The sequence below is a fragment of the Streptococcus equinus genome (assembly GCF_900101445.1).
GTDB classification, from domain to species: Bacteria; Bacillota; Bacilli; order Lactobacillales; family Streptococcaceae; genus Streptococcus; species Streptococcus equinus_B.
In genome coordinates, this window is record NZ_FNKE01000001.1 from 173,408 (window position 1) to 199,278 (window position 25,871).

Annotated in this window: 28 protein-coding genes and 1 riboswitch; of the genes, 26 read left to right on the forward strand and 2 right to left on the reverse strand. The window is 38.5% G+C overall.

Features of this window, described 5'->3' with window-relative positions:
- Positions 1-11 precede the first annotated feature (11 nt).
- From leuD to BLR83_RS00895, 4 genes are all read left to right on the forward strand, one after another.
- Positions 12-602, forward strand: a complete 591-nt coding sequence (gene leuD / locus BLR83_RS00880; RefSeq protein WP_074559656.1) for a 3-isopropylmalate dehydratase small subunit — start codon at positions 12-14, stop codon at positions 600-602.
- A gap of 152 nt (positions 603-754) precedes the next feature.
- Positions 755-1,252 carry a GAF domain-containing protein gene (locus BLR83_RS00885; protein ID WP_014334492.1) on the forward strand — a complete coding sequence of 166 codons (498 nt, stop codon included), beginning with the start codon at positions 755-757 and terminating at the stop codon, positions 1,250-1,252.
- A complete protein-coding gene (gene dnaX, locus BLR83_RS00890; RefSeq protein ID WP_074559658.1) occupies positions 1,252-2,931 on the forward strand; it encodes a DNA polymerase III subunit gamma/tau in 1,680 nt (559 codons plus the stop codon). Before BLR83_RS00885 ends, dnaX begins: the two co-directional genes overlap by 1 nt.
- 87 nt (positions 2,932-3,018) lie before the next feature.
- The gene (locus BLR83_RS00895; protein ID WP_043878416.1) at positions 3,019-3,213 is read left to right on the forward strand and encodes a DUF3272 family protein; all 195 of its coding nucleotides are present in this window, start codon (positions 3,019-3,021) and stop codon (positions 3,211-3,213) included.
- Here the strand turns inward: BLR83_RS00895 and birA are convergent.
- Positions 3,194-4,126 carry a bifunctional biotin--[acetyl-CoA-carboxylase] ligase/biotin operon repressor BirA gene (gene birA, locus BLR83_RS00900; protein ID WP_074559660.1) on the reverse strand — a complete coding sequence of 311 codons (933 nt, stop codon included), beginning with the start codon at positions 4,124-4,126 and terminating at the stop codon, positions 3,194-3,196. The two genes, BLR83_RS00895 and birA, sit on opposite strands and share 20 nt — an antisense overlap.
- Positions 4,127-4,617: 491 nt before the next feature.
- Here birA and metK point away from each other — a divergent pair, with 491 nt between their 5' ends.
- From metK to BLR83_RS00935, 7 genes are all read left to right on the forward strand, one after another.
- Positions 4,618-5,808 carry a methionine adenosyltransferase gene (metK, locus tag BLR83_RS00905; protein WP_074559662.1) on the forward strand — a complete coding sequence of 397 codons (1,191 nt, stop codon included), beginning with the start codon at positions 4,618-4,620 and terminating at the stop codon, positions 5,806-5,808.
- A 113-nt stretch (positions 5,809-5,921) separates the two neighbouring features.
- Positions 5,922-6,767, forward strand: a complete 846-nt coding sequence (locus tag BLR83_RS00910; protein ID WP_074559664.1) for an AraC family transcriptional regulator — start codon at positions 5,922-5,924, stop codon at positions 6,765-6,767.
- Positions 6,768-7,034: 267 nt separating this feature from the next.
- Positions 7,035-8,294 (forward strand): UDP-N-acetylglucosamine 1-carboxyvinyltransferase, encoded by a 1,260-nt coding sequence (locus tag BLR83_RS00915; RefSeq protein WP_039697159.1) that lies wholly within the window; start codon positions 7,035-7,037, stop codon positions 8,292-8,294.
- A 75-nt stretch (positions 8,295-8,369) separates the two neighbouring features.
- Positions 8,370-8,924 carry a GNAT family N-acetyltransferase gene (locus BLR83_RS00920; RefSeq protein ID WP_074561077.1) on the forward strand — a complete coding sequence of 185 codons (555 nt, stop codon included), beginning with the start codon at positions 8,370-8,372 and terminating at the stop codon, positions 8,922-8,924.
- Positions 8,917-10,200 (forward strand): CBS-HotDog domain-containing transcription factor SpxR, encoded by a 1,284-nt coding sequence (gene spxR, locus BLR83_RS00925; protein ID WP_074559666.1) that lies wholly within the window; start codon positions 8,917-8,919, stop codon positions 10,198-10,200. The genes BLR83_RS00920 and spxR overlap by 8 nt, the downstream gene beginning before the upstream one ends.
- A 112-nt stretch (positions 10,201-10,312) precedes the next feature.
- Positions 10,313-11,173 carry a methionyl aminopeptidase gene (locus tag BLR83_RS00930; RefSeq protein WP_039697157.1) on the forward strand — a complete coding sequence of 287 codons (861 nt, stop codon included), beginning with the start codon at positions 10,313-10,315 and terminating at the stop codon, positions 11,171-11,173.
- Position 11,174: 1 nt separating this feature from the next.
- Positions 11,175-12,095 (forward strand): YihY/virulence factor BrkB family protein, encoded by a 921-nt coding sequence (locus tag BLR83_RS00935; protein WP_074559668.1) that lies wholly within the window; start codon positions 11,175-11,177, stop codon positions 12,093-12,095.
- A gap of 13 nt (positions 12,096-12,108) precedes the next feature.
- Here BLR83_RS00935 and BLR83_RS00940 read toward each other — a convergent pair whose 3' ends face one another.
- The gene (locus BLR83_RS00940; RefSeq protein ID WP_074559669.1) at positions 12,109-12,534 is read right to left on the reverse strand and encodes a GtrA family protein; all 426 of its coding nucleotides are present in this window, start codon (positions 12,532-12,534) and stop codon (positions 12,109-12,111) included.
- A 28-nt stretch (positions 12,535-12,562) separates the two neighbouring features.
- Positions 12,563-12,675: riboswitch (PreQ1 riboswitch) on the forward strand.
- Here BLR83_RS00940 and BLR83_RS00945 point away from each other — a divergent pair.
- From BLR83_RS00945 to BLR83_RS01015, 15 genes are all read left to right on the forward strand, one after another.
- A complete protein-coding gene (locus tag BLR83_RS00945) occupies positions 12,673-13,182 on the forward strand; it encodes a QueT transporter family protein (RefSeq protein WP_074559671.1) in 510 nt (169 codons plus the stop codon). Its footprint overlaps the riboswitch before it by 3 nt.
- A gap of 109 nt (positions 13,183-13,291) precedes the next feature.
- Positions 13,292-15,250, forward strand: coding sequence for an NAD-dependent DNA ligase LigA (ligA, locus tag BLR83_RS00950; protein WP_074559673.1), 1,959 nt, complete (start codon positions 13,292-13,294; stop codon positions 15,248-15,250).
- 20 nt (positions 15,251-15,270) lie between these two features.
- A complete protein-coding gene (locus BLR83_RS00955) occupies positions 15,271-16,296 on the forward strand; it encodes a diacylglycerol kinase family lipid kinase (RefSeq protein WP_039697152.1) in 1,026 nt (341 codons plus the stop codon).
- Positions 16,297-16,614: 318 nt separating this feature from the next.
- Positions 16,615-16,818, forward strand: a complete 204-nt coding sequence (locus BLR83_RS00960; protein WP_039697151.1) for a F0F1 ATP synthase subunit C — start codon at positions 16,615-16,617, stop codon at positions 16,816-16,818.
- Between the two features lie 38 nt (positions 16,819-16,856).
- Positions 16,857-17,576, forward strand: coding sequence for a F0F1 ATP synthase subunit A (gene atpB, locus BLR83_RS00965; RefSeq protein WP_039697150.1), 720 nt, complete (start codon positions 16,857-16,859; stop codon positions 17,574-17,576).
- 14 nt (positions 17,577-17,590) lie between these two features.
- A complete protein-coding gene (atpF, locus tag BLR83_RS00970) occupies positions 17,591-18,088 on the forward strand; it encodes a F0F1 ATP synthase subunit B (protein ID WP_039697149.1) in 498 nt (165 codons plus the stop codon).
- Positions 18,088-18,624 carry a F0F1 ATP synthase subunit delta gene (locus BLR83_RS00975; protein WP_074559675.1) on the forward strand — a complete coding sequence of 179 codons (537 nt, stop codon included), beginning with the start codon at positions 18,088-18,090 and terminating at the stop codon, positions 18,622-18,624. The genes atpF and BLR83_RS00975 overlap by 1 nt, the downstream gene beginning before the upstream one ends.
- A gap of 15 nt (positions 18,625-18,639) precedes the next feature.
- On the forward strand, positions 18,640-20,145 hold the full coding sequence (atpA, locus tag BLR83_RS00980; RefSeq protein ID WP_039697147.1) for a F0F1 ATP synthase subunit alpha: 1,506 nt from the start codon (positions 18,640-18,642) through the stop codon (positions 20,143-20,145).
- Positions 20,146-20,159: 14 nt separating this feature from the next.
- Positions 20,160-21,035, forward strand: a complete 876-nt coding sequence (locus BLR83_RS00985; protein WP_020916491.1) for a F0F1 ATP synthase subunit gamma — start codon at positions 20,160-20,162, stop codon at positions 21,033-21,035.
- A gap of 67 nt (positions 21,036-21,102) precedes the next feature.
- Positions 21,103-22,509: a F0F1 ATP synthase subunit beta gene (gene atpD / locus BLR83_RS00990; RefSeq protein WP_039697146.1), complete on the forward strand. Its 1,407-nt coding sequence runs from the start codon at positions 21,103-21,105 to the stop codon at positions 22,507-22,509.
- Between the two features lie 12 nt (positions 22,510-22,521).
- Positions 22,522-22,938 (forward strand): F0F1 ATP synthase subunit epsilon, encoded by a 417-nt coding sequence (locus BLR83_RS00995; RefSeq protein WP_004231089.1) that lies wholly within the window; start codon positions 22,522-22,524, stop codon positions 22,936-22,938.
- A 121-nt stretch (positions 22,939-23,059) separates the two neighbouring features.
- Positions 23,060-23,296, forward strand: a complete 237-nt coding sequence (locus BLR83_RS01000) for a DUF1146 family protein (RefSeq protein ID WP_074559677.1) — start codon at positions 23,060-23,062, stop codon at positions 23,294-23,296.
- A gap of 61 nt (positions 23,297-23,357) precedes the next feature.
- A complete protein-coding gene (murA, locus tag BLR83_RS01005; protein ID WP_039697144.1) occupies positions 23,358-24,632 on the forward strand; it encodes a UDP-N-acetylglucosamine 1-carboxyvinyltransferase in 1,275 nt (424 codons plus the stop codon).
- A gap of 3 nt (positions 24,633-24,635) precedes the next feature.
- Complete coding sequence (locus BLR83_RS01010) at positions 24,636-24,824, forward strand: DNA-directed RNA polymerase subunit beta (protein ID WP_039697143.1); 189 nt, start codon at positions 24,636-24,638, stop codon at positions 24,822-24,824.
- Positions 24,825-24,928: 104 nt separating this feature from the next.
- Positions 24,929-25,795, forward strand: a complete 867-nt coding sequence (locus BLR83_RS01015) for a DNA/RNA non-specific endonuclease (protein WP_074559680.1) — start codon at positions 24,929-24,931, stop codon at positions 25,793-25,795.
- Positions 25,796-25,871: the final 76 nt, after the last annotated feature.

Sequence of the window (25,871 nt, forward strand, 5' to 3'; positions counted from 1 at the left end):
GGAGAGAGACCATGGAAAAATTTACCATCTATACAGGGAAGTCTGTCCCTTTGATGAATGATAATATTGACACTGACCAACTGATTCCAAAGCAATTTTTAAAAGCTGTTGATAAAAAAGGTTTCGGGAAAAATCTTCTTTTTGAATGGCGCTACCTTAATGATAATTACGATGAAAATCCTGACTTTATCTTTAATCAGCCTGAATATCGTGATGCGACGATTTTAATTTCTGGAGATAATTTTGGATCAGGGTCATCGCGTGAACACGCTGCCTGGGCACTTGAAGATTATGGTTTTCGTTGTGTGATTGCAGGGTCATTTTCAGACATTCATTACAATAATGAATTAAAAAATGGAATGCTTCCTATTGTTCAACCTTTGGAAGTGCGTCAAAAATTAGCTGCGCTACCAGCAGGAGAAGAAATTACCATTGATTTGCCAAACCAAGTCATCAAATCATCAGCTGGCGATTTTCCGTTTGATATCGATAGTGAGTGGAAACGTAAGCTTGTTCTTGGGCTTGATGATATCGGCATTACTCTTCAGTATGAAGAATTGATTTCAGCCTACGAAAAAAATCGTCCAAGTTATTGGCAATAAAGTATTAAGCAGTAGGCAACCAAACTAAGCAGTCATTTTAATATAAACTGAGTTGAGATGCCATTGTCTCAGCTCTTTTTTACGTCAAATTCACCAAAATATCATTTTTTCAAAGTATGACGAAGTAGGCTTTTTTTGATATAATTAAGCTTATGGAAAATACTAAGAAAATTGAGAATTATGAAATCATGTTAGCGCAAGCAAATGCTTTGTTTGCTAACGAAAAAAACTTGTTGTCTAACCTTTCAAATGCAAGTGCGCTCTTGAAGATGACTTTGCCAAATTCTGTTTTTACTGGCTTTTACCTTTTCAATGGTGAAGAGTTGCTTCTTGGACCATTCCAAGGTGGGGTATCTTGCGTACACATTAAACTTGGTAAAGGTGTTTGTGGAGAATCAGCAGCTAAACGCGAAACAATGATTGTCGCAGATGTGACAAAACATGCCAACTACATTGCTTGTGATTCTGCTGCCATGAGTGAAATCGTTGTTCCAATGGTCAAAGATGACAAACTTGTTGGTGTTTTAGATTTGGATTCACGGTTGACAGATGATTATGATGCTGTTGACCAAGAGTATCTTGAAAAATTTGCAGCTATTCTTGTCGAAAAATCATATTGGAATCTAGATATGTTTGGAGTTGAAAAATAATGTATCAAGCCCTCTATCGAAAATACCGTAGCCAAACCTTTGAAGAAATGGTTGGGCAAACGGTTATTTCAACGACTTTAAAACAAGCAGTTTCTTCTGGTAAAATCAGCCATGCTTACTTGTTTTCAGGTCCACGAGGAACTGGTAAAACCAGTGCCGCCAAAATTTTTGCAAAGGCTATGAACTGTCCTCACCAAGTCAATGGTGAGCCATGTAATCAGTGTGATATTTGTCGTGATATTACAAATGGTAGTCTTGAAGATGTCATTGAGATTGACGCGGCGTCTAATAATGGGGTTGATGAAATTCGTGAAATTCGTGATAAGTCAACCTACGCACCAAGCCGTGCCACTTATAAGGTTTACATCATCGATGAAGTTCACATGCTTTCAACTGGGGCGTTTAATGCGCTTCTGAAAACCTTAGAGGAACCAACAGAAAATGTTGTTTTCATCTTAGCGACTACTGAACTTCATAAAATTCCTGCGACAATTTTGTCACGTGTTCAACGTTTTGAATTTAAAGCGATTAAGTTAGCGGCTATTCGTGACCATTTGGCTAACATTCTTGACAAAGAAGGTATTACGTATGAAGAAGATGCTTTGACCCTGATTGCGCGCTGTGCAGAAGGTGGAATGCGTGATGCTTTGTCTATTCTTGACCAAGCGCTAAGTCTTACAAGTGATAATTATGTTTCACTTAGCATTGCTGAAGAAATCACAGGAAGCATTTCAATGACGGCTTTGGATGATTTTGTGGCAAATGTTTTAGCCAATCAAACTAGCCAAGCTTTGACAAATCTTGAAACAATTTTCGATAGTGGCAAGAGCATGAGTCGTTTTGCGACAGATTTATTGAACTATCTTCGTGATTTATTAGTGGTTCAAAGTGGTGGTGAAAATACCCACACGAGTCAAGTTTTCCAAGAGAATTTGACTAATGTTCAACAAGAGCGTATTTTTGCAATGATTGACTTGGTGACCAAAGCTTTACCTGAAATCAAAAATGGTGTTCAGCCTAAGATTTACGCCGAAATGTTAACCATTCAGTTATCAGAATCAGGGAAACAAACTGCTCTAGCTCAGGTACCAGAAGGCTTGTCAGATGAGTTAGCTAGACTACAGTCAGAAATCAAAGACTTGAAAAATCAACTAGCTAATCTGGACAGCTCTGCGATTTCACAGAAATCAAACAAACGTCCAAAAGCAAATTCTAGCTATCGCTACAAGGTTGACCGTGTCAAGATTTTAACCATCATGGAAGAAACAATTGTTGATAGTCAGAAATCAAGAGAATATCTTGAAGCTCTTAAAGGCGCTTGGAATGAAATTTTGGATAGCATTTCAGCTCAAGACCGCGCACTTTTGCTTGGTTCTGAACCAGTTCTTGCAAATAGCGAAAATGCCATTTTAGCTTTTGATGCAGCCTTTAATGCTGAGCAAGCCATGAAACGAACAGACCTTAATGACATGTTTGGTAATATCATGAGTAAAGCTGCTGGTTTCTCACCAAATATTTTGGCAGTGCCACGAAAAGACTTTAACAGCATTCGAGCTGAATTTGCTCAAAATCTAAAAAAGAAAAAACAACCCCCAGTAGAGGAAGAAGTCAAAGATGACTCTTTCATCCCAGAAGGCTTTGATTTTCTAGCAGATAAAATTAACAAAGTAGAAGATTAAAAGGAAGTTTCGATTGAAACTTCCTTTTAACGTGAAAACATATCAGTGAAAACTGCTAAAAGCGGTTATCTATGCTATAATAAACGTATGACTATAAAACGTTTTATTTTAATGGCACTCATGTGCGCCTTTGAAACCTACTTTTTTAATGAATGTTTATTTAATGGTGATTATTTCTTTGCTTTCTTTTGGGGGTTATTTTTGCTACGTGACCTTCAACGTGCCTACACGGTTGATAAGGTCTTGCAAACTTTGACATCAACTACCAAGAAGAAAGACTGATTTCGCCGCTACGAAGCAATTTTTCTTGACCATTGTCAAGTTTGACAATCAGGTGCCCTTGATTGGTAATGTCTTGGGCAATTCCTGAGTATAGACAATCATTTTCTGTAAAAGTCACTTGTTTATCTAAGACAAGTGATTTTTCTTTGTAAACTTTTACCAAATCTTTTTCTGGAATAGTGAAGAAGAGTTTCCAAATTTCGGTGATGAGTTGGTTGCGCGTGATACTTGGTTGCCAAGAAAAAAGTGAGCCAGCTTTTTCGGAAATGTCATCTGGAAAATCCGTAACGTTAAAATTAATGCCAACGCCGATAATGACATCGGTAATCAAGCCTGTTTCAACCGATGAGATAGCTTCGGTTAAAATGCCAGCGATTTTTTTACCATTGTAATAGATGTCATTGACCCATTTGATGTCTGTTTCGATGCCAGTTAGTCGCGAAATGGCTTTAACAACGCTTGAGGCTACCATGAGTGTATAAGGTTTTACTTCTTCAAAAGGAACATTTGGTTTAAGGTGAAGTGACATATAAATGCCACCTTGTTTTGAGGCAAAAAATTGTCTACCAAAGCGTCCTTTGGCTTGCTCTTGACTTGGAGCTAAGTAGAGGTGCGCTTCTTTATCTTCATCTAAATGATTTTTAGCATCTAATTGAGTTGATTGGCTTTTTTCGTTGAGACTAACGGCTATCTTTAAATCTTTAGAAATGATTTCCGGAAGTAGCAAGTCACCTGAGAGAATTTTATAGCCACGTTTTTTAACAGAATCAATCTGAACGCCTTTTTCTTCTAAAGTTTTGATGGCTTTCCAAATAGCGGTTCTAGAGAGTTCAAACTCACTTGCTAACGTTTCTCCGCTAATATAATCATTTTGGTTTTGTAAATAATGATAAATTTTTTCGTAGGTTTTCATACCAATAGTATAATATATTTTTTCTAAATATTCTTAATGAAAAATGAATTTGTTACGAAATGGTAAGAATTTTTCTATAGGCAATTTGGGTAAAACGTGGTACAATATTCTAGTTAATGAGTCCCGATAAGACAATCTGGCGGTTTAATAACGTGTTATTCTTCGTTAGCTCATCTTGATATACTTCAGTATTATCTGCGATTTCGCTGCCTTGACTAACCCGCCATTAACCGTGCCATAATACAGATTGGTACTTTGTAACTCTCTTTGTTTTATGGTGAGTAAACTCACTCATAAAACAACGGAAAATCCTATGGGATTTTTCCTAAGAGACTTACTAGGCAAAAAGCATCATTGTTATCGAATGCTGCTTTTTACCGTCGTAACTTGAAAGGTAAGTTGATTTTGGAAGAAACCATGGAATTTTTAACAAGTGCTTTTTATGGTAACGTATTAAGCAATTTTTAAAATTTTTAAGGGGGGACATTTTTATGTCAGAACGTAAACTTTTCACGTCTGAATCAGTTTCTGAGGGGCATCCAGATAAGATTGCAGACCAAATTTCAGATGCTATTTTAGATGCTGTGTTGGAACAAGATCCTGATGCACACGTTGCAGCGGAAACAGCTGTATACACTGGATCAGTCCATGTTTTTGGAGAAATTTCAACAACAGCTTATGTTGATATTAACCGTATTGTTCGCGATACTATCGCAGAAATCGGTTATACAAATGCTGAGTACGGCTTTGCTGCTGAATCAGTTGGGGTTCATCCATCATTGGTTGAACAATCACCTGATATCGCACAAGGGGTTAACGAAGCATTAGAGGTTCGTGGAAATGCTGATCAAGATCCACTTGATTTGATTGGTGCTGGTGACCAAGGTTTGATGTTTGGTTTTGCTGTTGATGAAACACCAGAATTGATGCCATTACCAATTTCACTTTCTCATAAATTGGTTAAAAAATTGGCAGATTTGCGTAAATCAGGCGAAATTTCATACCTTCGTCCAGATGCGAAATCACAAGTCACAGTTGAATATGATGAAAACGACAACCCAGTTCGTGTCGATACTGTCGTTATCTCAACTCAACATGACCCAGAAGCAACCAACGAACAAATTCACAATGACGTGATTGAAAAAGTCATCAAAGCTGTTATTCCAGCTAAATACCTTGATGACAAGACTAAATTCTTCATCAATCCAACTGGTCGTTTTGTAATTGGAGGTCCTCAAGGGGATTCTGGTTTGACTGGTCGTAAGATTATCGTTGATACTTACGGTGGTTATGCACGTCACGGTGGTGGTGCTTTCTCTGGTAAAGACGCTACAAAAGTTGACCGTTCTGCATCATACGCTGCACGTTACATCGCTAAAAATATTGTTGCTGCTGGTTTTGCAAGCAAAGCAGAAGTGCAATTAGCTTACGCTATCGGTGTGGCACACCCAGTTTCAGTTCGTGTTGATACATTTGGTACTAACACAGTTGCTGAAAGCAAATTGGAAGCTGCTGTTCGTGAAGTCTTTGACCTTCGTCCAGCAGGTATCATTAAGATGCTTGATTTGAAACGTCCAATCTACCGTCAAACAGCTGCTTACGGACACATGGGACGTACTGATATCGATCTTCCATGGGAAAAACTTGATAAAGTCGATGCTTTGAAAGAAGCCGTAAAATAAACAAAGATTCGCTGCACATTAGTGCGGCGTTTTTTTATCCTAGAATTTTTGTTTCAAAAATATGGGGAAAATTTTGAGCCCTTTTGATAGACTATAAATAGGAGGTGAGGGTAATGATTTCACGATTTAATCAAACGATGACCTACCTTGAAAGTGTATTAACGACCGAAATTGACAAGCAAAAAGTTCAACACTTATCAGGCTATTCATACGCTATGTTTTCACGTTTATTTTCCATTTTAGCAGATATGACCTTATCGGAGTACCTGCGTAATCGTAGATTGTCAGAAGCGGTTAATGATTTGAAGGAGTCGTCTGATAAAATTATTGATATCGCTCTTAAATACGGCTATGATTCTGCGGATAGTTTTAGCGCTGCTTTTAAAAAATTCCACGGTTCAACGCCAACTGAAGTTCGTAAGGGGATGCCCTACAAAGTATTTCCAAAAGTTTACTTATCATTAACGATAAGTGGAGGTAAGTCTATGAATATTACGATTGAAAAGAAAGCGGCTTTTGCGGTTGCTGGTGTTTTAGCATCGCAGATTGAAAGCAAAGATTGCCCAGGTGTTTGGGATAAACTTTATGCAAATCGGCATTGTGATACTTTAAAAAAATTAGGAAGTGGTCAAACTTTTGGTGTCTGTTCAGAACTTTCATTGGGTTCGGGGATTAATTATTTGGCAGGCTATGATACTAGAGATATAAAGAAAGCACAAGAGTTAGGGTTTACTGTGTTAGAAGTTCCTGAAGCACAATATGCTATCGTGCCAGTTAGAGGTAATGTTCCTGATTCTATTCATGAAGCATGGAAATATGTTCTTGAGGTTTTCTTCCCAGAAAATGGGTATCGACACTCAGGAACTCCAGATTTTGAAGTTTATGCAGCTGGTGATATCCATGCTGATGATTACGAAATGGCTTTATGGATACCAATTGTTAAAGAGGAGACCAAATAGCTGACTAATATTTTTAATAAAGTCCATCAGTTTGTTACACTTGCCATAAAATAGACATTTGAAACGGGTTTTGAGCTTGATTTTAAAGGCTTTTGACTAAAAAAGTTTGAAAAATAAAAGTAATAGTTTCTGCTTATAATATTAAAACACGAAAAAATATGACAAAATCTTAACAAAGTGTCAAAATATTCACCATAATCAGTTTGTCAAATGTCATAATCTATGATAAAATGAAAAGGTTGAATTCTAGCAGAAAGTTTTGAATGTATGCGTAAAATTGTTATTAATGGTGGCAAACCTTTAAAGGGAGAGGTTGCTATTTCAGGTGCTAAGAATAGTGTTGTGGCTTTGATTCCAGCAGCTATTCTATCTGATGATATTGTTATTTTGGATGGAGTTCCTGCCATTTCCGATGTTGATAGTTTGATTGAGATTATGGAAGTGATGGGAGCTAAGATTAAGCGAGAAGGCGAAACGCTTGAAATCGATCCACGTGGTGTTAAAAATCAACCAATGCCATATGGAAAAATCAATAGCTTGCGTGCTTCTTATTATTTCTATGGTAGTTTACTTAGCCGATTTGGTGAAGCGACTGTTGGACTTCCAGGTGGATGTGACCTAGGTCCTCGTCCGATTGACCTTCACTTGAAAGCTTTTGAGGCTATGGGAGCCCAAGTATCTTATGAAGGCGAAGCAATGCGTCTTGCAACAGATGGTGAACCAATTCATGGTGCTCACATCTATATGGATACTGTTAGTGTTGGTGCGACGATCAACACTATGCTTGCTGCGACAAAAGCTAAAGGTCGTACTATCATCGAAAATGCTGCTCGTGAACCAGAAATCATTGATGTTGCGACATTGTTGAACAATATGGGAGCTCACGTACGCGGTGCAGGTACTGACGTTATCACTATCGAAGGTGTTGAAAGCCTTCATGGAACACGTCATCAAGTGATTCCTGACCGTATTGAAGCAGGTACTTATATTGCTATGGCAGCAGCAATCGGTGAAGGGGTTCGTATCACTAACGTCCTTTATGAACACTTAGAGAGCTATATTGCGAAACTCGAAGAAATGGGTGTTCGTATGACCGTTGAAGAAGATGCTATTTTTGTTGAAAAACAGTCAACTCTAAAAGCTGTATCAGTAAAAACATCACCATACCCTGGTTTTGCGACTGATTTGCAACAACCAATCACACCATTGTTGTTAGTGGCAGAAGGCCGTGGTACGATTTTGGATACCATCTATGAAAAACGTACTAACCACGTCGCTGAATTGGTGAGAATGGGTGCGGATATTTCAATTGTTGGCGGACGTATTGCTTATCAAGGACCTAATAAATTGACAGGAGCACCTGTTAAAGCGTCAGACTTGCGTGCTGGTGCAGCTCTTGTGACAGCTGGTTTGATGGCAGAAGGTCAAACAGAAATTACCAACGTTGAATTTATTTTACGTGGTTACTCAAATATTATCGAAAAATTGACAGCCTTAGGTGCTGATATTAAATTAATCGAAGAATAAGAAGGAGTCTTAGGGCTTCTTTTTTGTTTGAATTCTGCTAAACCAAATTTTAAAGTCATGTGTTATAATAAGGTCATGGATATTTGGACGCGTTTGGGACGTTATGCCTCTTTTGAAACAGAACGCATGTATTTACGTCCTTTTACATATAAGGATAGTCAGGATTTTTTTGAGATTTGTAGCAATCCTGATAATCTTCGTTTTATTTTTCCAAGTCGTGCCACACGTGAGGAAAGTGATTTTCTCATGGTTCATTATTTTATGAAGGAACCGCTCGGTGTTTGGGCGATTGAAGACAAAAAAACTCGTAAAATGATTGGCTGTATTCGTTTTGAAAAACTTGATTCTAATCACATGACAGCAGAAATTGGTTATTTTATGAATCAAGTTTTTTGGGGCAAGGGATTAATGACTGAGTGTTTAAAAACACTTGCTTTTTTGAGCTTTCAGGAGTTTGGTTTACAAAGGTTACATGTGATTGCTCATGCAGAAAATATAGCCAGTCAACGAGTAGCGCAAAAATCAGGGTTTCGTTTGAAGCGTCAATTCAAAGGAAGCGACCGTTATAGCCGAAAAATGCGCGATTATGTTGATTATCAGTTGAGTAAAGGTGACTATCGTTATGAGTAAACATCAGAAAATATTAGAGTATCTGGAGAATTTGGCGGTTGGTAAGCGCGTGAGTGTGCGCAGTATCTCTAATCACTTAAATGTTAGTGATGGGACCGCTTATCGTGCCATTAAAGAAGCTGAAAATCGTGGAATCGTTGAGACTAGACCTCGAAGCGGAACGGTTCGTATTGAAAAGAAACCTGCCGTACGCATTGAGCGATTGACTTATTCAGAAATTGCTCGTATCAGTGATTCAGAGGTTTTAGCAGGAAAAGCAGGGCTCAGCCGAGAGTTTAGCAAGTTTTCAATTGGTGCTATGACTCAGGAAAATATCTTGCGTTATTTGGTTAAGGGTGGGCTTTTGATTGTTGGAGACCGTGAAAACATTCAATTGCTAGCGCTTGAAAAACATAACGCCATTTTGGTAACTGGAGGATTTTCTGTCTCAGAAGCTGTTATTCGTCTAGCTGATGAGCTTGGTATTCCTGTCATGGTGACTAATTACGATACGTTTACAGTTGCCACGATGATTAACCATGCTTTGTCTAATTTGCGCATTAAGACAGATTTGACAACGGTTGAGCAAGTTTATCAAGTCAAAGCAGAATACGGATTTTTGCACGAAGGTGACACCGTGCGTGATTTTAACACCTTGATTAAGCAAACCAAGAATGTTCGTTTCCCAGTTGTTAATAGTAAAAATGTAGTCGTCGGTGTTGTCAGTATGTTTGACGTTGTTGATAAGGAAAATAACGTCGATATCAAGAGTATCATGTCTCGCAATTTGATTGTTGCTAAACCGCAAGCAAGTCTGGCTAATATTAGTCAAAAAATGATTTTTGAAGACCTTAATATGCTGCCAGTTGTAGCAGAAGATTTGACTTTGCTTGGGGTGATTACACGCCGTCAGGCTGTTGAGAATCTACAGAACCTACAGCATTCAAGTCCCTACACTTACAGTGATCAGATGCTTTCTAATTTGAAGCAAGAAGATGGTGTTTACCAATTCATCGTTGAGCCAGCGATGATTGACCATGCAGGGAACTTTGCGCAAGGTGTTCTGACCGAATTTATCAAAGAAATCAGTGTTCGGGTCTTAACTAAAAAACATCAAAAGAATATTATTATTGAACAATTGATGCTTTATTTCGTGCAAGCTGTTCAGATTGATGATCGCTTGGTCATTCAACCACGCATTATTACGGAAAAACGTCGTAGCTCGGTGATTGATTTTGAAATTCTTTTAGACGATCAAATTGTCGCCAAAGCCTTAGTAACGACAAAAATAAATTAATTTTTTCTATCAAAAAGTGACTAGAACATTACCTTTTTGACAGTTTGGTGACTATCAGTGTATAATTAAGAGTACTGATTCTTTTTAGAGTTTATTATAGGAGATAGATAATATGATTACATTAAAATCAGCTCGTGAAATCGAAGCAATGGATCGCGCAGGAGATTTCCTTGCTTCTATCCACATCGGTTTACGTGATGTTATTAAACCAGGTGTTGACATGTGGGAAGTTGAAGAATATGTTCGTCGCCGTTGTAAAGAAGAAAATGTTCTTCCACTTCAAATTGGTGTTGATGGTTCAATCATGGATTACCCATATGCTACATGTTGTGGTCTTAATGATGAAGTGGCTCACGCTTTTCCACGTCACTACATCCTAAAAGAAGGCGATTTGCTTAAAGTTGATATGGTTATGAGTGAACCGCTTGATAAATCAGTGGTTGACGTATCAAAACTAAACTTTGATAACGTTGAACAAGTTAAAAAATACACGCAATCATATTCTGGTGGTGTGGCTGACTCATGCTGGGCATATGCAGTTGGTGAGGTTTCACAAGAAGTTAAAGATCTTATGGACGTCACAAAAGAATGCCTTTATATCGGTATTGAAAAAGCAGTCGTTGGAAACCGTATTGGTGATATCGGTGCAGCGATTCAAGAATATGCTGAAAGCCGCGGCTACGGTGTCGTTCGTGATTTGGTAGGTCACGGTGTCGGTCCTACAATGCATGAAGAACCAATGGTACCTCACTATGGTAAAGCAGGTCGTGGACTTCGTTTGCGCGAAGGTATGGTATTGACTGTTGAACCAATGATTAATACAGGAACATGGGAAATCGATACTGACATGAAAACTGGCTGGGCTCACAAAACCCTTGATGGTGGGCTATCATGTCAATACGAACACCAATTTGTTATCACAAAAGACGGTCCTGTTATTCTAACAAGCCAAGGAGAAGAAAGAACTTACTAAGATGAAGCGAAAGCAATTCTTAGACAAATTATGGTCTAAATTAGAGTGGCAACCGCTGCAAGTTTATTTAAAACATTATCGTAGTGCTGAGATTGATTTATCAGCAATTGCTGTTGCTTACTATTTACTGCTGACAGCTTTTCCGCTGATTGTCATTGCAGCTAATATTTTCCCGTATCTGAACATTGATGTTAATATTTTGTTGGCATTTATGAAGAAAAATTTGCCAACCAACCTTTACCCATCGGTATCGGCTATTACGATTGACATTTTCTCAAAACCTTCAGGTAGTATTTTGGGAGTTGCCACTTTAACAGCATTTTGGACTATGTCTAAATCGTTGACCTCTCTTCAAAAAGCAATTAATAAAGCCTATGGTGTAGCACAACACAGAGATTTTGTGATTGGTCGATTAGTGGGAGTTATTGGGAGTCTTTTGATTCTCTTCTTACTGACTTTCGTTTTAATCTTTTCGACTTTTTCAAAAGCTGTCTTGCAAGTAATCAATTCATACTATGATTTAAGTGACACGATGGCTACTGTGATTTTGAATCTGGCACAGCCGGTGACAGTCTTAACCATTGTTATTGGATTGATGTTACTGTATTTTATTCTACCTAATGTCAGAATTCGACGTTTTCGCTATATCTTGCCAGGAACTATTTTTACCTCAGTCGTCATTGTGTTCTTGAATAACTTGTTTAGTAGCTATATTCTACGAACTTTTGAACGAATGGTTGACATTAAAACATTTGGATCGGTCGTGATTTTTGTATTAATGTTATGGTTTATTTTCCTAGCTCATATCCTGATTTTAGGAGCTATTTTTAACGCAACTTATCAAGAATTACGTCAAGGAAAAATGGAAAGTAGACGAGGCGATTTGTTGTCACTTTTGGCACAACGAGGCAAAAAAAAATAACACCTTCTGGGTGTTATTTTTTGTCTTTGAAAACTAACAGCTTGCTAAGAACATAATTCAGCACAATGATTAAGACTTGAGAAAAGAGTGTTTCAATAGCATTAACCATTGAAAGATTGTCATTTACAAATTGTCCGATGATGTGCGGGAATTTTGTGACCAAGAAGAATGCCAAAGCTAAATCTAAAATGAGTGTTGACAAACGTGCAATGGTGAATTTGACCAAACGCTCAAACCAACCTTTACGAACTTGATTGAAAACAAAATAATCATTGGTAAAGAAGGCGAATAAAATAGCAACAATATTAGCAATGACAGCTGAAAAAGTCGCCGAGCTAGTCAATGAAAAGATAAGTAAACGTGTTCCCATGTAGACAAGAGTTGTTAGAACACCAAAAAAGAGATACTTAAAAACTTCGCTTGTGATTAATTTTTTCATAGGTCTACTATATCAAATTTTAGAAAAATGTGCTATACTTTTAAGCGTTGTCTTGACGACCCTTGGTGCTTAGTTCCCTTTCGCCAAGCATATTACAAACGTTGAAACCTAAGCTTTCAAACGTCAAAGGAGAAGAAAATGGAAAAATTCACTATGCGTGATTTTGTTCGAGTTGCCCTTGTTGCGGCACTTTATGTTGTTTTAACAATCACACCGCCTTTAAATGCGATTTCTTACGGTGCTTATCAGTTCCGAGTATCTGAAATGTTAGTATTTTTGGCTTTTTATAATCGTAAATATATTATCGGCTTAACAGCAGGTTGTATGATTGCTAATTTATATAGTTTTGGTCTCATCGATGTCTTTGTCGGTGGTAGTCAGACTTTTGTTTTCTTGATGTTAGGTGTTACCTTGTTTGACCGCTATAAAGATCAATATCTCTTTAATGGTTTATTTAACAAAGCATTCTTTTATTTCTCACTATTATTTGCGGCTTCAATGTTTACCATTGCCACAGAGTTGCATATTGTTGCTAACGCACCTTTCTTGATGACATGGTTTACCTCAGCTGTGGGAGAACTTGCATCACTTCTAATCGGCTCACTTGTCATGGATAAATTAGCCAGTCGTATTGAATTGACTGCTTGATATACCAAAAGAATTTCCAAAAGTGGAAGTTCTTTTTTTCTATATAATATCTTCAAAAAATGATAAGTTTTAAAGAGTATTTTTCTTTAGATGTGTTAAAATAGTATATATGAAAGAACGTATTCAAAAATTGGTTGATGAACTCAACCAGTATCGAAAAGAGTATTATACACAAGACCAACCAACGGTCTCTGATAGTGAGTATGACAAGCTCTATCGTGAATTGGTAGAGCTTGAAAAAGCTAATCCAGACTTGGTTTTGCCGGATAGTCCGACACAGGCAGTTGGTGGTCTTATTTTAGATGGTTTTGAAAAATATCAACACGAAACACCACTGTATAGCTTACAAGATGCTTTTTCACGCGAGGAATTAGATGATTTTGACCGTCGCGTCAAGGCAGAATTTCCAAATGCATCTTACATGGCTGAGCTTAAGATTGATGGACTTTCAGTATCCTTAGTCTACGTAGACGGTGTGCTTCAAGTTGGTGCGACACGTGGTGATGGTTCAATCGGTGAAAATATCACTGAAAATGTCAAACGCATCAAAGATATTCCGCACAAATTGGAAGAGCCTTTAACAATCACGGTTCGAGGCGAAGCTTATTTGCCAAGAGAATCTTTTGATAAGATTAACGAAGAACGTCGTGAAAGTGGTCAGTCAGAATTTGCCAATCCTCGTAATGCCGCAGCTGGAACACTACGTCAGTTAAATACTGCAGTTGTTGCAAAGCGTAATCTGGCAACTTTCTTGTATCAAGAAGTGGCTTCAACAAGCATGACCACACAAAATGATGTCTTAGAAGAGTTGGCTCGTTATGGTTTTTCAGTTAATCCAAAACGCATTACAACATCTTCGATGGAAGATATCTGGGCATTCATTCAAGAAGTGGCTGCAGAGCGTGATAGTCTGCCATATGATATTGACGGTATCGTTATTAAGGTGAATAGCCTTGCTATGCAAGAAGAACTTGGTTTCACAGTTAAGGCACCACGTTGGGCGATTGCTTATAAATTCCCAGCTGAAGAAAAAGAAGCTGAGATTTTGTCAGTAGATTGGACCGTTGGGCGTACAGGTGTTGTTACTCCAACAGCTAATTTGACGCCAGTTCAGCTTGCAGGAACAACTGTTAGTCGTGCGACTTTGCACAATGTCGATTATATTGCTGAAAAAGATATCCGAATCGGAGATACCGTTATTGTCTACAAAGCGGGAGATATTATTCCAGCGGTGCTTCACGTGGTTGAAAGTAAGCGTGATAAGCAAGTCCCAATGCCAATTCCTGAGGCGTGTCCGTCATGTGGCAGTGAGCTGATTCACTATGAGGATGAAGTAGCGCTTCGCTGTATCAACCCACTTTGTCCAAGTCAGATTCAAGAGCGCTTAACGCATTTTGCCAGTCGAGATGCCATGAATATTACTGGTCTAGGACCTTCAATCGTTAAGAAACTCTTTACAGCAGATTTGGTTCATGACGTAGCAGATATTTATCGACTAAGTGTCGAAGATTTGCTGACTCTTGATGGCTTTAAAGAAAAATCAGCTGAAAAACTTTACAATGCTATCCAAGCATCAAAAGCTAATTCAGCAGAAAAATTATTATTTGGTTTAGGAATCCGTCATGTTGGTGCTAAAGCGAGTCGTCAGCTCCTAGAAGTTTTTGAAAGTATCGAAAATCTTGTGGCAGCAGACGAAGAAGCTATTGCTAATATTGACGGTCTTGGAACAGTTATTGCTAAGTCACTGCGCAGCTATTTTGCAAAAAAAGAAGCCGAAGAACTTTTGGCAGAATTGAAAAATGCTGGTGTTAATTTTGCTTATCTTGGAAAGAAAGTTTCCAAAGATGCTCAATTAGCTGGTTTGACAGTGGTTCTAACTGGGAAACTCCAACGCTTAACGCGAAATGAAGCTAAAGAAAAGTTACAGGATTTAGGAGCTAAGGTTACAGGCAGTGTTTCTAAAAAGACAGATATTGTCGTTGCAGGAGCAGATGCTGGATCAAAATTGACAAAAGCCCAAGCTCTTGGAATTGACGTTCGTGATGAAGCTTGGTTAGAAAGTTTATAATCTTTTTGAGGTAATATAATATGGTCAAAAAACAAAAACGAGCACGTTTAATCTATAATCCGACCTCTGGCCAGGAAATTATGAAGAAAAATGTTGCCGAAGTTCTAGATATTTTAGAAGGCTTTGGTTATGAAACTTCGGCCTTTCAAACTACACCTGAAGAAAATTCAGCTCGCAATGAAGCTGAGAGAGCAGCAAAGGCTGGTTTTGATTTAGTCATCGCTGCAGGTGGTGACGGAACGATTAATGAGGTTGTTAATGGAATTGCTCCGCTAGAAAAACGACCAAAAATGGCAATCATTCCAACAGGTACGACAAATGACTTTGCGCGTGCCCTTAAAATCCCTCGTGGAAATCCAGTTGAAGCTGCAAAAATTATTGGTAAAAACCAATTGATTCACATGGATATTGGTCAAGCGCGTGAAGACACTTATTTCATTAATATCGCTGCTGCAGGGTCATTCACAGAATTGACTTACAGTGTGCCAAGTCAGTTGAAAACCATGTTTGGTTACCTAGCTTATTTGGCAAAAGGGGTTGAACTTCTACCAGGAATTCGTACAGTTCCAGTTCGTATCAAACATGAAAAAGGTGTCTTTGAAGGTGATGTGTCAATGATTTTTGCTGCCATCACTAATTCAGTTGGTGGTTTTGAACAAATCGCTCCAGACGCTAAACTTGATGATGGTAAGTTCACTTTGATTTTAGTGAAGACTGCTAACTTGATTGAGATTTTACGTTTGATTCGACTAGTTCTTGATGGTGGTAAACATATCGGTGATAAGCGCATTGAGTACATCAAGACAGACTTCTTGGAAATTGAACCTCTATCAGACAAGAAAATGATGATTAATTTGGATGGTGAGTATGGTGGTGATGCGCCAATCGTGCTTCGTAATCTTAAAAATCATATTACTTTCTTTGCTAACACGGATGAAATTTCAGATGATGCCTTGGTTTGGGATCAAGAAGATTTAGCGCTAGAAGCAATTGCTCAAAAATTTGCCCATGAAGTTGAAGATTTAGATGAGTCAATGGACAAATAATTCACACTTTAAATAGTAGAAAGTGTTTTCAAATTCATATGGAAAATTGTCTATGAAAGCAGTTTCTGGACATTCTGTCTAAAAACGTATTTTCCAACATGATTTGTATAGAAAATCTATCATAAAATGTTAGTAAATAAGGCTCATAAAGCCTAAAGGAAAGCGGATTTGACCGTTTTCCTTTTTTTATTGCTCAAAAACTAAACAAAGGTTAAGTATAGTTCGGGAAAACGTTTCCGAAAACAGTGATTTCGTTGACAATTCCTTAAAATAGGACTAAAATAACGAAGTAAAAAATTTTAAAAGGAGATTCATATCATGTTGAATTTAAAAATCTTAGCACTTGGTCTTGCCGTACTAGGAGTTAGTCTTGGTGAAGGTATCCTCGTTGCCAACATTGCAAAATCTGCAGCACGTCAACCTGAAATGTTCAGCAAATTGCAAACACTTATGTTCCTTGGAGTAGCCTTCATCGAAGGTACATTCTTCGTCCTTCTTGCATCTACATTCTTCGTTGGATAATTCTAACTAAGAACTTATAAAAAGAAGGAGGGATAAAGTTGGAAACATCTGTAAATCCAACAGCGCATGTCTTTGGTATTGAGTTTGACTTAACCATTTTAGCGATGTCTCTCTTGACGGTGATTATTTCCTTCGGTATCATTTTTTGGGCAACTCGAAAAATGACTTTAAAACCTAAAGGAAAACAAAATTTCATTGAGTATGTCTACGAGTTCGTACAAAATACGATTAAACCTAATCTTGGAGAATACACTCCTAAGTACAGCTTGTTGATGTTCACATTCTTCTTTTTCATTCTGATTGCTAACAACCTTGGTTTGCTAGTTAAATTGGAGTCTGAAGATTATAACTTTTGGACATCTCCAACATCAACTTTCATGGTCGATTTTACTTTATCTTTAATCGTCGCAATTGTTGTCCATGTTGAAGGTGTTCGAAAGAAAGGTGTCAAAGCATATTTGAAAGGTTACTTAAGTCCTTTCCCAATGATGCTTCCAATGAACATCTTAGAGCAATTTACTAACGTTTTGTCACTTGCTCTACGTTTATTTGGTAACATCTATGCCGGTGAAGTTGTTACAGCTTTGATTGTCGGCTTTGGTACAAAAAGCTTAATTTTTGCGCCATTTGCCTTTGCCCTTAACTTGGCTTGGGTTGCTTTCTCAGCCTTTATCGGATGCATTCAAGCGTACGTATTCACTATTTTGTCATCTAAATATATCTCAGAAAAACTCCCAGAAGATGAGGATGAATCTTAAGAAAGGAATAATCAATGGAAACACTAATCAATAGTACAAGTATTGGTAATATTATTATTACTGCTGGTTCAGTGATCCTTTTGTTGGTTCTCATCAAACTTTTTGCTTGGGAACAATTGACAGGGATCTTTACCGCTCGTGAAGAAAAAATTGCTAATGATATTGATGGTGCAGAAGCAGCACGTAAAGAAGCAGAAGCTCTTGCTGCTAAACGCCAAGAAGAGTTAGCTGGCGCTCGTACTGAGGCAACTCAAATTATTGATGATGCCAAAGAAACTGGTAAAAATCAAGAGGCTAAAATCGTCGCTGAAGCACGCGAAGAAGCTAGCCGCTTGAAAGCTAAAGCTAATCAAGATATCGAACAAAGTAAAGCAGAAGCTCTTTCAAGTGTTAAAGGTGATGTCGCTGATTTAACTGTCCTTTTGGCAGAAAAAATCATGACAGCTAATCTTGACAAAGAAGCTCAAAGCAATCTCATTGATAGCTATCTTGACAAGCTAGGAGATGCCTAATGGATAAAAAGACACAAGCTCTTGTTGAGCAATATGCGAAAAGTCTCGTAGAAATTGCTATTGAAAAAGACAGTTTAGCTGAACTCCAATCAGAAACAGAAGCTTTGTTGTCTGTTTTTGAAGAGACAAACTTAGCTGACTTCTTGTCAAGTTTAGTCGTTTCACGTGATGAAAAAGTAAAACTTGTTAGGTTGCTTCAAGAGTCTAGTTCAGTTTACATGAACAATTTTCTTGAGGTAATTTTACAAAACGAACGAGAAGCGTTCTTGAAAGACATCTTGGAAGGTGTTCAAAAAGATTTTGTTATTGCTACAAATCAACACGATATCGTTGTGACAACCGCAGTAGCTTTAACTGATGAACAAAAAGAACGTATCCTAGCTTTAGTTGCTGAAAAATTCGGTGTTAAAGCTGGAAAACTCGTTGAAAACATTGATGAATCAATCCTAGGTGGATTTGTTATCAATGTTAACAATAAAGTAATTGACACAAGTATTCGTCGTCAATTGCAAGAATTTAAAATGAATTTGAAATAGAAAGTGGTGTGACTTTTGGCAATTAATGCACAAGAAATTAGCGCTTTAATTAAAAAGCAAATTGAAAACTTCCAGCCAAATTTTGACGTCACAGAAACTGGTGTTGTCACTTATATCGGTGATGGTATCGCTCGTGCTCGTGGACTTGATAATGCCATGAGTGGAGAACTTCTTGAATTTTCAAATGGTGCTTTCGGTATGGCTCAAAACCTTGAGTCAAATGACGTTGGTATCATCATTCTTGGAGATTTCTCTACAATTCGTGAAGGTGATGAAGTAAAACGTACTGGTAAAATCATGGAAGTACCAGTAGGTGAAGCTCTTATCGGTCGTGTTGTTAACCCACTTGGTCAACCAGTAGATGGTCTTGGTGATATCAAGACAACTGCTACACGTCCAGTTGAAACACCTGCACCAGGCGTTATGCAACGTAAATCAGTTTCTGAACCACTCCAAACAGGTCTTAAAGCGATTGACGCTTTGGTTCCAATTGGACGTGGTCAACGTGAATTGATCATTGGTGACCGTCAAACAGGTAAAACATCTGTTGCGATTGACGCAATTTTGAACCAAAAAGGACAAGATATGATTTGTATCTATGTTGCGATTGGTCAAAAAGAATCAACTGTTCGTACACAAGTTGAAACACTTCGTAAATACGGTGCCCTTGATTACACAATCGTTGTGACAGCCTCAGCTTCACAACCTTCTCCATTACTTTACATCGCTCCATATGCTGGTGTTGCAATGGCTGAAGAATTCATGTACAACGGAAAACATGTCTTGATTGTTTATGATGATCTATCAAAACAAGCGGTAGCTTACCGTGAACTGTCACTTCTTCTTCGTCGTCCACCAGGACGTGAAGCTTACCCAGGTGATGTCTTCTATCTTCACAGCCGCTTGCTTGAACGTTCTGCGAAAGTTTCTGATGCTCTTGGTGGTGGTTCAATTACAGCCCTTCCGTTTATCGAAACACAAGCTGGTGATATCTCAGCTTACATCGCAACTAACGTAATCTCAATCACTGACGGACAAATCTTCTTGCAAGAAAATCTTTTCAACTCAGGTATTCGTCCTGCGATCGATGCTGGTTCTTCAGTATCACGTGTTGGTGGTTCAGCACAAATCAAAGCAATGAAGAAAGTTGCTGGTACACTTCGTCTTGACTTGGCTTCTTACCGTGAACTTGAAGCCTTCACTCAATTTGGTTCTGACTTGGATGCCGCAACTCAAGCTAAACTTAACCGTGGACGTCGTACAGTTGAAGTGCTTAAACAACCTGTTCACAAACCACTTCCTGTTGAAAAACAAGTTGTAATTCTTTATGCACTTACTCATGGTTTCTTGGATGATGTGCCAGTAAATGATATCCTAGCATTCGAAGAAGCTTTGTATGATTACTTTGATGCACACTACGAATCAATCTTTGAAACTATCCGTACAACCAAAGATTTACCAGAAGAATCTGTCTTAGATGCAGCTATTCAAGCCTTTAAAGATCAGTCAGAATTCAAATAAGAGGGAGGTAGCATATGGCAGGCTCTCTTAGTGAAATCAAAGGGAAAATTATTTCAACTCAGAAAACAAGTCACATCACAGGTGCCATGCAAATGGTATCTGCTGCGAAATTGACTAAATCTGAGCAAGCAGCAAAAGATTTCCAAGTTTACGCTTCAAAAATTCGTCAAATCACTACTGACTTATTGAAATCAGAACTAGTTAATGGTTCAAAAAATCCAATGCTAGCCGCTCGTCCGGTTAAAAAGACTGGTTACATTGTTATCACGTCTGACAAAGGACTTGTTGGTGGATATAACTCAAAAATCTTGAAAGCAATGATGGATCTTATTGAGGAATATCACCAAGATGGTAACTATGCTATTATTGCCATCGGTGGTATTGGTGCTGATTTCTTTAAAGCTCGTGGAATGAACGTTGTCTTTGAATTGCGTGGTTTGGAAGATCAGCCATCATTTGAACAAGTTGGAAATATCATCGCAAAATCTGTTGAGATGTATAAAAACGAATTGTTCGATGAATTATATGTATGTTACAATCACCACGTGAACAGCTTGACTAGTCAAGTTCGTGTGCAACAAATGCTTCCAATTGCTGAATTGGATGCTGATGAAGCAGCAGAAGAAGGTGTAAGTGGATTTGAATTGGAACCAAATCGTGAAATGATTTTGGAACAACTCTTGCCACAATATACTGAAAGCCTAATTTATGGTGCCATTGTTGATGCTAAAACTGCTGAACATGCCGCTGGTATGACAGCTATGCAAACAGCCACTGATAATGCCAAAAACGTTATTAACGATTTGACCATTCAGTACAACCGTGCACGTCAAGCTGCTATTACACAAGAAATCACAGAAATTGTAGCAGGTGCTAACGCACTAGAATAAAATGTGAGTGCTTTTTAGCCTCATAAAAAAGGGAGCCACTCCCTAAAAAATCTAAAAGGAGAAAAACATGAGCTCAGGCAAAATTGCTCAGGTTGTAGGTCCAGTTGTAGACGTTGCGTTTGCTGCTGGTGACAAACTACCTGAGATTAATAATGCATTGATTGTTTATAAAGATGGCGATAAATCTCAAAAAATCGTGCTCGAAGTTGCTCTTGAACTTGGAGACGGTCTTGTACGTACTATCGCTATGGAATCAACTGATGGGCTTACACGTGGATTAGAAGTTTTCGATACTGGTCGTCCAATCAGTGTACCAGTTGGTAAAGAAACTTTGGGTCGTGTGTTTAACGTTCTTGGTGATACAATTGACCTTGACGAACCATTCGCAGAAGATGCACCACGCGAACCAATTCACAAAAAAGCACCAGCTTTTGATGAATTATCAACATCATCAGAAATCCTTGAAACAGGTATCAAAGTTATTGACCTTCTTGCCCCTTACCTAAAAGGTGGTAAAGTCGGACTTTTCGGTGGTGCCGGTGTTGGTAAAACCGTTCTTATCCAAGAATTGATTCACAACATTGCCCAAGAACACGGTGGTATCTCAGTATTTACCGGTGTTGGGGAACGTACACGTGAAGGTAATGACCTTTACTGGGAAATGAAAGAATCTGGCGTTATCGAAAAAACAGCCATGGTCTTCGGTCAAATGAATGAACCACCTGGAGCACGTATGCGTGTTGCACTTACTGGTTTGACTATCGCGGAATACTTCCGTGATGTTGAAGGACAAGACGTGCTTCTCTTCATCGATAACATCTTCCGTTTCACTCAAGCAGGTTCTGAAGTATCAGCCCTTCTTGGTCGTATGCCATCAGCCGTTGGTTACCAACCAACATTGGCTACTGAAATGGGTCAATTACAAGAACGTATCACATCAACTAAAAAAGGTTCTGTTACATCAATCCAAGCCATCTACGTGCCAGCCGATGACTACACTGACCCAGCGCCAGCAACAGCATTCGCTCACTTGGATTCAACAACTAACCTTGAACGTAAGTTGACTCAAATGGGTATTTACCCAGCCGTTGACCCACTTGCTTCAAGTTCACGTGCCCTTGCACCAGAAATTGTTGGTCAAGAACACTATGAAGTAGCAACAGAAGTTCAACGTGTTCTTCAACGTTACCGTGAATTGCAAGATATCATCGCAATCCTTGGTATGGATGAATTGTCAGACGAAGAAAAAACATTGGTTGGACGTGCTCGTCGTATCCAATTCTTCTTGTCACAAAACTTCAACGTTGCTGAACAATTTACAGGTATGCCTGGTTCATACGTACCAGTTGCTGAAACTGTTCGTGGCTTCAAGGAAATCTTGGAAGGTAAATACGATGATCTTCCAGAAGATGCTTTCCGTAACGTAGGTCCAATCGAGGATGTAGTTGAAAAAGCTAAGAAAATGAATTACTAATGAGGTGATACCATGACATTTATGACTGTTCAGGTAGTAACACCAGATGGTATTCGCTATGATCACCATGCTAATTTTATTTCAGTAAAAACACCGGATGGTGAGATGGGGATTTTGCCAGAACACATTAACCTCATTGCTCCGCTAACAGTTCACGAGATGAAAATTCATCGTACAGATGATCCTAATCACGTGGATTGGGTGGCTATCAACGGTGGTATTATTGAGATTAAAGATAATCTTGTGACAATTGTTGCAGATTCTGCAGAACGTGAACGCGATATCGATGTTAGCCGTGCTGAACGTGCTAAGATTCGTGCTGAACGTAAATTGGAACAAGCTCAAAGTACTCACGATATCGACGAAGTACGTCGTGCACAAGTTGCTCTTCGCCGTGCTTTGAACCGTATCAGTGTTGGTAATAAATAAATGAAAAGGTCTGAGAGTTTATCTCAGACTTTTTTATTACTTTTTGATGATTTTTTCATGAAGAAAGCTTACACTTGTGCAGTTTTTTGTTGTCGAAAATGAAATCTGATATAATAGTTCTATGGAAATTTTAAATAGTTCAGTGACTTTGTTTAGTCACCTTGTTTTTATTGCAATGACACATCAAATTCTTCGAAATTTATTTGATTGGTCAAAATTGATTAAAAATACGCCTGAGAATATCGGTCGCCTTAGGGTGTTTATTCTTTTGGTTAGTATTGCCCTTGGTTATATGGTAAGCCATTTTATTTTAGAAATCATTACAGTTAGTCAGACTTTCTTCTTTGGTTTTCAATAAAAGCAATAATCGCTAAACTATGATATAATTTTGGTATTATAATATAAGAATGGAGTTCATTTTGGATAAAATTATTATTGAAGGCGGTAATACACGCCTAGAAGGAGAAGTAATCATTGAAGGAGCAAAGAATGCGGTTCTTCCTCTTCTTGCAGCGACAATTTTACCGAAGGAAGGAAAGACAGTTTTAACTAATGTCCCAATCCTTTCAGATGTCTTTACGATGAATAATGTTGTCCGTGGTTTAGATATTCAAGTTGATTTTGATGAAGCGAATAACACGATTGAAGTGGATGCTTCAGGAGATATTTTGGATATTGCCCCATATGAATATGTTAGCAAAATGCGTGCTTCAATCGTTGTTTTAGGACCAATTTTAGCACGTAAAGGTCATGCAAAAGTATCAATGCCTGGTGGCTGCACGATTGGTAGTCGTCCAATTGACCTTCACCTTAAAGGTTTGGAAGCTATGGGGGCAAAAATCACACAAGCTGGTGGTGATATCACAGCGACTGTTGATGGGAAACTTAAAGGGACAACAATTTACATGGATTTCCCATCAGTTGGTGCAACTCAAAACTTGATGATGGCAGCAACTTTGGCAGAAGGTGTGACAGTTATTGAAAATGTAGCACGTGAGCCTGAAATCGTTGATTTGGCTATGTTGCTTAATAAAATGGGTGCTATCGTTAAAGGTGCTGGTACAGAGACTTTGACCATTACTGGTGTTGATAGTCTTCATGGTGCTGAACACGATGTGGTTCAAGACCGTATTGAAGCTGGAACTTTCATGGTAGCGGCAGCTATGACGTCAGGTAATGTCCTTGTTAAGGATGCTATCTGGGAACACAATCGTCCTTTGATTTCAAAATTGATTGAAATGGGTGTTACCGTTATTGATGAACCTGAAGGCATTCGTGTTGTTGCAGATACAGCAAAATTGAAACCTGTAACAGTTAAAACACTTCCTCACCCAGGTTTCCCAACAGATATGCAAGCACAATTTACAGCCTTGATGGCAGTTGTCAATGGCGAATCAACAATGATTGAAACGGTCTTTGAGAATCGTTTCCAACATTTGGAAGAAATGCGCCGTATGGGCTTGCAATCAGAAATCATGCGTGATACAGCTATGATTCATGGTGGTCTAGAACTTCAAGGTGCTCCAGTTATGTCAACTGACCTTCGTGCCAGCGCAGCCCTTATTTTGACAGGGATGGTGGCAAAGGGAACAACAACAGTTGGTCGCTTGAATCACCTTGACCGTGGATACTACAAATTCCATGAAAAATTGGCTAAACTCGGTGCAAATATTAAACGTGTAAGTGAGGCTTAAAAAATGACAAGTGGCTGGAAATACGTAGCAAAACAGTTAGGATTAGTTCTAGTGGTTGCTCTTTTGGCTTGTTTATTTTTAGCAATTGGATTGATGATTGGATATGGCGTCATTGGTGACGGGAAAAATCCACTCTCAATTTTATCGCTTGATAAATGGCAAGCAATTATTGGCAAATTTACAGGTCAATAAGCTATTTGTATTTTAGAGCAGCTTGACGAAAATGTAGAAGTGGGATAATCGACTTTATGGTTTTGATAAAGCACGATATTCCACTTTTTTAGTGAAAGGATTTTATGGCAAAGAAATCAAAACTGTCTAAACAGACAAAATCATTTATTTCTTTATTAGTTTTATTGGTTAGTATTGGTGCGGGTTGGTTGACAACATCAGACTCAAATGACCCTGTTAATCAGGTGATTTCCTTGATTACAGGTCAATCTTCTGCAAAAATTGTGTCAAATCAAACGTCTGCTAATCAAGCAACACCAAGTCAAGAATTGGCAGATACGGTCTTAACAGACAGTGTTAAAGCACAGCTTGGTTCAAACTTAGAATGGAACGGTGCGGGAGCTTATTTGGTTAACGGAAATAAAACCGATTTGAATGCAAGAGTGGCCAGCAAACCTTATGCTAATAACAAGACAAAAATTGTGCAAGGTCAGACTGTTCCAACCGTCGCAAATGCTTTGTTGAGTAAGGCGACACGTCAATACAGAAGCCGTGAGGAAACTGGGAATGGCTCAACCTCTTGGACACCAGCTGGCTGGCATCAAGTTCAAAATTTATCTGGAACTTATGGTCACGCCGTGGACCGTGGGCATTTGCTTGGCTATGCTTTAGTTGGTGGCTTAAAAGGATTTGATGCTTCAACAAGTAATCCTGAAAATGTAGCCACTCAGACAGCTTGGGCAAATGAAGCTAGTTCAGAAGACTCAACGGGTCAAAATTACTACGAGGGTCAAGTCAGAAGGGCGCTTGATCAGAATAAACGTGTTCGTTACCGCGTGACCTTGATTTATGATGGCGATAATATTCTTGCTAGCGGGACACATTTGGAAGCAAAATCATCTGATAGTAGTTTAGAGTTTAATGTTTTCATTCCGAATGTGCAAAGCGGTTTAAGCTTTGATTATTATTCAGGTCAGGTTAGTGTGAATTAAGCTGCTATATTCAACCTTGTCAAATGGCAAAAAATTTGCTAGAATGGGGTGTAAATTGAATAGTGTCTTATGAGAC